Origin of the sequence: Flavivirga rizhaonensis, from assembly GCF_004791695.1 — a bacterium.
GTDB classification, from domain to species: domain Bacteria; phylum Bacteroidota; class Bacteroidia; order Flavobacteriales; family Flavobacteriaceae; genus Flavivirga; species Flavivirga rizhaonensis.
Map to the genome: position 1 here is coordinate 56,416 of NZ_SRSO01000028.1, position 9,340 is coordinate 65,755.

General features: G+C 33.0%; 10 protein-coding genes and 1 pseudogene. 10 read left to right on the forward strand and 1 reads right to left on the reverse strand.

Translation table 11 applies throughout. The features are described 5' to 3' along the window. Both EM932_RS17090 and EM932_RS21105 read left to right on the forward strand, forming a co-directional pair. Complete coding sequence (locus tag EM932_RS17090) at positions 1-729, forward strand: hypothetical protein (RefSeq protein ID WP_135878426.1); 729 nt, start codon at positions 1-3, stop codon at positions 727-729. Between the two features lie 61 nt (positions 730-790). Next, positions 791-958 (forward strand): hypothetical protein, encoded by a 168-nt coding sequence (locus tag EM932_RS21105; protein ID WP_211344311.1) that lies wholly within the window; start codon positions 791-793, stop codon positions 956-958. A gap of 131 nt (positions 959-1,089) precedes the next feature. On the opposite strand, the gene EM932_RS17095 is transcribed toward EM932_RS21105, so the two are convergent. After that, positions 1,090-1,416 carry a helix-turn-helix domain-containing protein gene (locus EM932_RS17095; protein ID WP_135878427.1) on the reverse strand — a complete coding sequence of 109 codons (327 nt, stop codon included), beginning with the start codon at positions 1,414-1,416 and terminating at the stop codon, positions 1,090-1,092. Between the two features lie 148 nt (positions 1,417-1,564). Between EM932_RS17095 and EM932_RS17100 the strand changes: the two genes are divergently transcribed. The 8 genes and pseudogenes from EM932_RS17100 to EM932_RS17135 all read left to right on the forward strand — a co-directional run bounded on the left by EM932_RS17100 (position 1,565) and on the right by EM932_RS17135 (position 9,019). Then, positions 1,565-3,151, forward strand: a complete 1,587-nt coding sequence (locus EM932_RS17100) for a hypothetical protein (RefSeq protein ID WP_211344312.1) — start codon at positions 1,565-1,567, stop codon at positions 3,149-3,151. Positions 3,152-3,194: 43 nt separating this feature from the next. After that, positions 3,195-4,166 (forward strand): tyrosine-type recombinase/integrase, encoded by a 972-nt coding sequence (locus EM932_RS17105; protein WP_135878428.1) that lies wholly within the window; start codon positions 3,195-3,197, stop codon positions 4,164-4,166. Beyond that, a complete protein-coding gene (locus tag EM932_RS17110; protein ID WP_135878429.1) occupies positions 4,148-5,068 on the forward strand; it encodes a tyrosine-type recombinase/integrase in 921 nt (306 codons plus the stop codon). Before EM932_RS17105 ends, EM932_RS17110 begins: the two co-directional genes overlap by 19 nt. A 205-nt stretch (positions 5,069-5,273) precedes the next feature. Next, the gene (locus EM932_RS17115; RefSeq protein WP_135878430.1) at positions 5,274-5,564 is read left to right on the forward strand and encodes a hypothetical protein; all 291 of its coding nucleotides are present in this window, start codon (positions 5,274-5,276) and stop codon (positions 5,562-5,564) included. Positions 5,565-5,622: 58 nt separating this feature from the next. Next, positions 5,623-5,904, forward strand: coding sequence for a hypothetical protein (locus EM932_RS17120; protein ID WP_135878431.1), 282 nt, complete (start codon positions 5,623-5,625; stop codon positions 5,902-5,904). Continuing rightward, a complete protein-coding gene (locus EM932_RS17125) occupies positions 5,889-6,191 on the forward strand; it encodes a type II toxin-antitoxin system RelE/ParE family toxin (RefSeq protein ID WP_135878432.1) in 303 nt (100 codons plus the stop codon). The genes EM932_RS17120 and EM932_RS17125 overlap by 16 nt, the downstream gene beginning before the upstream one ends. Before the next feature lie 1,094 nt (positions 6,192-7,285). Beyond that, positions 7,286-8,377: pseudogene (locus tag EM932_RS17130) on the forward strand (RHS repeat domain-containing protein); the annotation flags it as partial. A 21-nt stretch (positions 8,378-8,398) separates the two neighbouring features. Beyond that, positions 8,399-9,019, forward strand: coding sequence for a hypothetical protein (locus EM932_RS17135; RefSeq protein WP_135878434.1), 621 nt, complete (start codon positions 8,399-8,401; stop codon positions 9,017-9,019). Positions 9,020-9,340 lie beyond the last annotated feature (321 nt).

Below are 9,340 nucleotides of genomic sequence, written 5' to 3' on the forward strand. Positions count from 1 at the left end.
ATGACATTTAGTAATAAAAATTATGATTTAGAAACACGATTTACAGTTTATAGCTACAGTAGGATTGTTTTTTATGATTTCATAAAAAGAATTAAAAATGTAGGAATAAATATAACTTCCATTATTGGAGATGATGTAGAATATTATTCTGATTTTGAATATGTTATAAATAAAGATTTTTCCAATGGATTAATAATTATGTTGAATAATGACTATTCAATCCATTTTAATACAAATAAACATAAAGATAGCATCATTAATAGTTTTTCTTTTTACTTTGAATTTGAAGAAATATTATACAAGGATATTAATAGTTTTATAGAAAAATCTAAAGATATTTATTATTCATACATTACGAATTACTATGATGTAAAATGGCAAGATGAGGAATCGATATCTTCTTATAAGATTAATAAAAAATCCCTTAAAGGATTAAGCTATGGTATTGATTTATGGGATGAAAAATGTATAGACACATCTAAAAATTATGGTAGAAGTATTTATCGTGATGGGATTTTATATATAGCTAGTTATTGCACTTGGTTTGGAGATATAATTAATGAAAGTATAATTGATGAAATAGATTTTACTTATTCTAAACGCAAGCTTCAAAATGGTTTAATTGAAGTGAAATTGTTCAAAGATATTTTAGGAGATTACTCCAAATACAGAAAAAAGCAAAAGGAATTTTTAAACAAGATAGGTTTAACTGAGGATGCTACTGTTTAAGAAATACACAAAAGAATTAATAATAATCTCGGTTATAATTTTGTTAATCATTATCGATATAATGTATCTAACTTTTTTAGATAGTGAACTAAATCCTTTTTTACCTCAATATATTAAAGACGAATTACTACAACGTGCAGTATTGCAAAAAGCAGTTTTGATAGCTAGTAATGCAGTTGTTATTATCTTTTTGATTTTCTTTAAAAGAAATCGTTTTTTAGAAAAGTAATTTTTTATGAGTAAGCCCCGCTGTTCCCTAGTATGGCTACCGCTAGTATTTACTAGTGGCGTACAGAGTAAGTTTTAAGAGTAATAAAATAAATAAATTAAGAAGCTACTTTAGAGATAGAGTAGCTTTTTTTAAGCAATAGCCTTAATCTTTACAGATTTAATAAGGGCATCAAGCGTATAAAGAATATGGTCTTTATCTTCAGTATTCATTTGTTGAATATCAATAATACGTTTTAAAAGCTCGCTATCCACTTCAACAGCAACCTTGCCCACTAAAAAGTCCAAAGACACATTTAAAACATCCGCAATTTTGCTAGCCACCTCAATCGATGGTTTTACTTCATCACGTTCGTAACGTCCAATAATATCACCAGAAGTCCCAACTTTTTTACCCAAATCGTTTTGAGATAGTTTTTTCTGCTTGCGTAGCTTGGTAATATGTTGTCCTAAAGTCATACTTAAAAGTCGTTAAAATGCTATATATAATAAGGTTTAAGCAAATATAACTGATATAAATAGCATAACAAAGGTAAATAAATCTTGTTTAAATCTGATAAATGTTTTAGTTTTGTGATAAATAGGTCAGAAAATAAATTTATCAACAATGTTAGATGCTCAAAACCCAAACAACTATTTATACAAAACAAAAGATATAGAACTTCACATTTTAGGCGGTCTGCAAATAAACAGATTAGAAAGTCTACGGGTAACATTAAGTATTGAAAAGATAACCAAAACCAAAGCCGTATTAAATATATTAAGGCAAAGCATCGATTTATATAACGACAACCAAGTAGAAAAATTGGTTAGAAAATGCGCAGAACGCTTAGAAATAGGAACAAGCGTTATTAGAAAAACGTTACAAGAACTAACCAAAGAGTTAGAGAACTATCGTTTTTTATTGACATCAAAACAAGCAGAATCACAAAAACCATTTAGCAAACACCTAACAAATATTGAACAGCAAGAAGCGATAAACTTCCTTAAAAGTAAAAACCTATTAGAAAAGACAAACGAACTTATTGGTAAAAGCGGAGTAATAGGCGAAGTCGATAACAGACTATTAATGTACTTAATCTTCACATCAAGAAAAACAAACAACCCATTACACTGCATCAGTTTAGGAAGTAGTGGTGTTGGAAAAACACATTTACAATCCAAAGTATCGGAACTCATACCCGAAGAAGATAAAATAGAAATCACGGTATTAAGCGCCAACGCCTTTTATTACTTCAACCGTACAGAGCTACAACACAAACTAATATTAATCGAGGATCTGGATGGTGCAGAATCTGTACTCTATCCATTACGGGAACTGCAATCTAAAAAACGCATTACCAAAACAGTAGTACATAAAGACAGAAAAGGTAATACAAAAACCATCCATTTAACGGTTGAAGGTCCTGTAAGTGTTGCAGGTTGTACTACACAAGAAAGTATTTACGAGGATAATAGTAATCGTAGTTTTCTATTATACATCGATGAAAGCGAACAGCAAGATAATAGAATCATGCAATACCAGCGTTTTTTAAGTGCAGGGAAACTTAATGAACAAGAGCAGGTTGGAGCTAAAGAATTATTACAAAATGTTCAAAGAATTTTAAAGCCAATAAAAGTCATTAATCCTTATGCTGAATATTTAGAACTTCCTCAATCTGTATTTAAACCGAGACGTACAAACTCACACTATTTACAGTTTATAGAAGCAATCACATTTTACAAGCAACAGCAAAGAGAAAAGCGATACAACGAAGAAACAGGCGAAGAATATATAGAAACCACAATCGAAGATATACAAGAAGCCAACGAGCTGATTACAGAAGTTTTGTTACGAAAAAGCGACACTATTACAGGCGCAACCCGAAACTATTTAGAACGCCTCAAGGCGTATTTAGCAAATAATAACCAAACCACGTTTACAAATGCTGAAATCCGCAAAAATCTACGGGTAAAGGAAACCACACTCAGACGTTACAATAAACAACTATTGGCAGAAGATTATATACGAAAAATAAAAGGTAAAAAAGGAACGCTTTACAGTTTTGAAATCGTAAACGTAGACGAATACAAGAATCTAAGACAGCAAATAGACAATGCTTTAAATAACTGCCTCACCGTTCTACGGTGCGCCACTTCGCCAGAGGTTCGCCACCATGAAAATGGCGAAGTTAAAGTAGAGGAAACCAATTAGTTAAATCCACTTCGTTATACAATCTCAAAAAAACACCCGCAGAATGAAAAATCTATCCATAAAAAACCACAGTTATAAAGAATTATTAATAGCCTTTAAGGCGTGGTTGGATATCTTAGGATATGCAGAAACAACCGTTTACAACTTACCCATACACTTACGAGAGTTTTTTAATTACTTGGAAAGCAAAAACATTAATCAAATCAATCATATAGCCACTCAAACCGTAATAAATTACTACAAACATTTAAAAGAACGCCCTAACCAAAGAAGAGAAGGGGCATTAAGTAAAGGGCATTTAAACAAGCATCAGCAAGCACTTTACAAGTTTAGGGAATACCTAAAACAGCACAACCATAAAGGCATAAATATCCACTTAAAACACGAGGAAAAAAACGACAAGGACAGTTTAAATGTATTGACACAATTGGAAATAAAAGAACTCTTTGAAGCTACTAATCACAGCAATACAGACCATAAAATACGCTACAGGGATAAAGCCATATTAGTATGTTGTTACAGTTGTGGATTGCGAAGAAACGAGTTAGTACATTTAGATACGAGCGACATTCTTTTTGATAAACAACGCTTGTTTGTACGACAAGGCAAGAATTACAAAGAGCGCTTTGTACCATTAAACAGGCACAGCTTGGATATACTGGAAACCTATATCTACGATTATAGAACCCAATTTTATAACTACAAGAAAACCGAAAGTCTGTTCATTAATTACAGAGGAGGAAGATTACTGGGTATGAGTTTTGCAAACCGTTTAAAGGCTGTTATCAAAGCAACAGAAAATAACGATTTACAAGAACGGAATATTACACTTCACAGCTTGCGACATAGCATTGCAACCCATTTACTGGAACAAGGCGCAGATATAGAACAAATCAGTAAATTTTTAGGACATAGCAGTTTAGAAAGCACACAGATATATACCCACTTCCTAGCAATACCAAACACTATTAAACTAACAAACAGACCGCCACAAAAATGGAACAAGAGAAAATGATTGCCTGCGGTGGCTCACCGCTGAACACGTACGAACATTATTTAGAGAAAAACGGTTACAACGACAAGAGCATCACAACCTATCAAAGAAACGTAACGAGGTTTAACGATTGGTGTAAAACCTATGGAACAAATGCAAAAACCATAGATTATAAAACGTTTTTAAGATACATTGAACACTTACGAAAAGGGAACCTAAAACCAAGAACCCTTCAAACCTATATAGGCAATTTAAAAATCTATTTTAATTATCTCACGGAAGAAAATTACAGAGAAAAGAACGATATAAAAGACCTGAATATAAAAGGTGTTAAAAGACATATTATACATGACACTTTAGAGTTCGAAGAATTAGAGGATTTATATTATAGCTATCCAATAAACAAAGGAAAACTAATTGCAAGAAAACGAAATAAAATAATTATTGGACTTCTTGTTTACCAAGGCTTAAATACCAGAGATTTACAATTGTTGGAAGTAGAACACATTAAACTCTATCAAGGTAAGATTACAGTTCCAGGAACAAGAAAAAGCAATGCACGGGATATGGAGCTAAAACCGTTCCAACTCATGGAATTTATGGAGTACATTAACGAAGTTAGACCAAAGATTTTAAAGGAAACCAATAAAGCCACAGAACAACTGTTATTACCAATCGGAAGCAGTTTAAAACTGCATAATACCATCCATAAACTATCCAAAGACTTAAAAGCCATTAATAACAGTTTTACAGACACAAAACAGGTAAGAACAAGTGTTATTATTCATTGGTTAAAACAAAGCGGATTAAGAAAAACCCAATATCTGTCAGGGCACAAATACATAAGTTCAACCGAACGTTACCAACAAGACGACTTAGAAAGCTTGCATGAAACTATAAACAACTTCCACCCTTTGCGCTAAAAATGCAATATTATGAAAATACACAACAGAAGTCCGTAAATAAAAATACCTAAAATTTATTCCTTGAAAAGTATCAAAACCATAACAAAGTGTATTTTTACAATTAAATCCCGCTATGTCTATAAGTTAAGGAAACTCTTATGCTGTACTGATACTACAGAAGGAAGACTAAAGCGGGTATTTTTAATCCTTAAAAAGTATCAAAATGAAATCACAAGAATTTAAAGAAAATCATCTTTATACCTTACAAACCGACCCAAAAACCAAACAGAATTACATAAAATTACCAATTAGTAATTTAAGCGAACTTGCCTATATGCATGAGTCCTTACTTGACGGTATCTTGTTGTTGACCCAATTAGAGAAAGGGCTGTATAAAAACGAACAGATGCAAAGTACCGTGTACTGGTTATGCAGGTTGGTGCTAAAGAGTTATCCAAATGAGGAACTTGAAGGACTTTCAATAATGGATAAATACTTGGAAAGTTGCTCTTAAAACAGACATCATAAATTGGGTGCTGTAAATTGCGGCACCCAACTAAAAATATAAAACAATGGAACAGAAATTGTATCTTTACAATAAGAAAAAGAATATTATCATGGATTTACAAGCAGATTTAAAGTGGATACATCAGGAATTAGATAATGTAAAAGACCCTACTTTATTGGAGGCTATAAAAAACATACTGAAATACAGAAAAAAAGTATCGTCAGAGCGTATTAGCATTGAGCAGTACAATAAAGAGCTGGAAGCTTCAGAAAAAGAGATAGAATCAGGTAACTTCTATACCCAAGAACAAGTTAGAAAAAGAGCAAGTCAATGGGGAAGAAAATAGTTTGGTCTCCGACATCATTACGCCAACTAGAAGAAGTACACACGGATATTTTTGAAGTCAGCAAATCTTTAAATATTGCAGATAGAGTTATTGGCGATATTTTGAGTAGTGCAGATGTTTTAAGCTCACAACCTGAAATTTATACGTTAGACGAAAACAAGTTAAATAATGACGGTAGTTATAGGTCTTATGAAGTTAGAACCTATAATATAGCTTACCGAATTTTAACTGATACGATACGGATAATCAGGGTTCGTTATTCAGGGAAAGAACCAAGAGGATATTAAATAATCCCCACAAAACAAAATCCAACTTTATCGTACCTCAAAACCCTCTGTATTTTGTTTTGTTCCGCTCTCTATGCTACACCCAAGCAACGTTACATAATAGAAGTTATAATACCTGCTCGCACCACCAATGCCGTAGTTATAACTGCTATTATGTAAAATTGCCGCAAAGCCTCTGCGCTTTTTACAGCCACTTCTGCCACCGCACTAGGAAAACATATTTATTTACTCCGTAAGCCATACTTCGGTTGCGCTCAGCAACCACCACACCGAATTTGCACAAAAAAAGCTTCACAAAAAGACACCGAGCGAAAAGGCTCGCCTTACTTCTTTGCTCGTTTTTTTGCACAACTCGTTCCACCGTTATTGCGTGACGCTCAATCGACGCTTAGTCTAGCATTTTAAAAAGCTGAAGATTGAGTAAGGACAAAGCCAAAACGAAAGGTTAAAGGCTAGTAAATCTTCATCTTTTTAAAACGGAAAATTGTTAAAATTATGGAAGCTACGGGATGCTAGACAAGTTGTCCTTTTCTATGTGAAAGTGAATGTTTATCATTGGAGCGGTCACACGGATTAATATTTTTTAACCATAAATCCGTGAACTATGGACATCGATTATTTATTAGGCATTCTTGGGCTATCTAAGTTAGTTATTGAAATTTATAAAGAAATTAAAAATATACTTCAAAAAAGGAATAGCGATAAGGATAAAAGCTAGGGGCTGTTCCTTTTTTGAAGTAGAACAACCGTAGGGCGTTAGTCTTCAACCGAGTGAGCAAGAGCTTCGGCAGTCAAGCGCTAGGGAGTATTTTACATAATTTACATTATAACTACGGTTTTGGCGAAGTGGGGAAGAAGCGACCGTATTATAATGCCAATTATGTAACATACCGAGGCTTTGGTAAGCAAGGAATATACAGAGGTTTTTGAGGCACGAAAATACTGGATATTACTTGCGTGGGGTTTATAAGAAAATACTATATTTACGGGTAATATACGTTCTTTAAAATATTTTTGAAACACCAGTTTTAAGCCAAGGTATGCGCTAAAAAACGGGCTTTTTTGCCAAAAAACGCAATGACTACTATCCCTTTGGGATGCTTCTACCCAATCGCCACGGTAACAGTAGCGACTATAGATATGGCTTCCAAGGGCAGGAGAAGGATGATGAAGTTAAAGGGGAAGGGAATTCTGTGAATTATAAGTATAGAATGCATGACCCGAGAGTGGGGAGATTTTTTGCAAGAGATCCATTGTCTTATAAATATCCTTGGAACTCACCATATGCTTTTTCTGAAAATAGGGTTATAGATGGGGTTGAATTAGAAGGTTTAGAATTTTCGCCATACCAAAGACACCAAGCTAGTGTGAAAATTGCAAAATGGAAGGAGGAGGCTAAAGGTGATCCAGCGAAATTAGCTGAATTAAGGCGAAATGAAATATTAGGTGCGACTATTGTATTTGGTGCGCTCTTAATTCCAGCTGATTTTGCTTTTACAGGTGGACAGTTTACAACCACTGCTGGTAAATTAGCTACTGCTTATTCTTTTGGAAATGCCATGCACAGTGCTGAAATGCAAACTTATTATAGGAATAGAGGAGATGAAGTAAGGTTAGAGGAATGGAAACAAGTAGGAGCAGAAGCAACAAAAGAATTATCTATAGAGTTTGGTATAGGGGGCATATTTTCTGGAATAAGTAAATTAAGAGCTGTTCATAAATTAATGAGACCTTTTGATGAACTAGTTTCTAATGGAAGAGTACCTGAATATGGAGGAGGTTTTAATGAATGGTTTGATGATCTTAGTTTAGATGAGTTTGATATGCTATGGGGAAATAGTAGTGTTAGAAAGCAAATAGAAGCTCAAATTAGAAAGCCTGGTAAATTACATGAATGGTGCATGGTGTGTGAAACTCCAAAATTTAAAGCATGGGGTGTTTCAATGGATGAAATACAAAGGTTTAGAAGTTTAACCAAAGATGTAAAAGGAATTAACCCTCATACAGGTCAACCATTCTCGCATAGTGCGACTACTGGAAGAGGTTCTGGGCCAAGTTCAGGTGCTTTTCACCAAGAATTACGTTCTATTATTAATAATAGTTCAGGGTATGACGATTTTGTTAATAAAGTAAGAGGGTTAGTTGAAGAGTGGCAAATTAACTCCACTGTAGTTCCTTTTAGATAGCTAATAATAGAATTAATTTTTATGAAAAAAATAATTGATGATTGGTTAATATATTTTGATAATCCCAAAAAGATTGATAAATCTCACTTTTTTACTCTATTTAGTGAGGGGCTTTCTGATAGTGAAATAAAAGTCGTTTTGGAAAAGTTTCCAAATAGTGATTTATTATTTGAAAATCTTGAAAACGTAAAAAGTATAGCTACTAACAAAGATATACTAAACTCTTCAAAAGAGGAGCTCATTGAATTAGTTAAAAAAGATATTAAAGAAAAAATTAAAGCCTGTCAATTAATTGGCGAAAACCAGTTTGTTGAACAATTGAAGAAATTGAAATACTATTTTATTGAAGACAATAATGAGTTTGACTCAATGGTTCTTGATAATGAAAATTATATATTTTCAAATTTTATATCCAATGTAAGTTTTTTTGTGGATTCAAAAAGAAAATATAAGTATGAAGCTTTTTATGGGTTAGAAGAAGCTATTTATTGTTATACTAATGATTATCAATTGACTTGGCATATAATGTCTCCACTTATTTCTGACGATATTAATTTTAATTATTACTATGATTTTATTAATAGAGGTGGAGATTATGTTATCTATAAAGAAGGAATTTATGTAATTAAGTGTATTAGATAATGGAGTGTCCCTGATGGTGCTAGTTTACCGTAACGGCTACCGCTAGTATTTACTAGTGGCGGTATGAGTAAGAAAAAATAAAGAGAAAAGCTTTTACAGTTATGTAAGAGCTTTTTTGTGTTTTAAGAGGCGTAAGCCTTTTTAGTTTTAAAATCACGTAGAGCCATATCAATCCCAGCTACCGCTAGCTTGTACCTTAAATCCGTAAGTCTTTTTATTTATTGAAAAGCTTAGATTGATTTTAATGAAAAGCCTTGTGAATAATGTTGTTTTTAGGTCAGTTTGCCTAAGACCGAGATACTTTTATAGTTTAAAATAGCA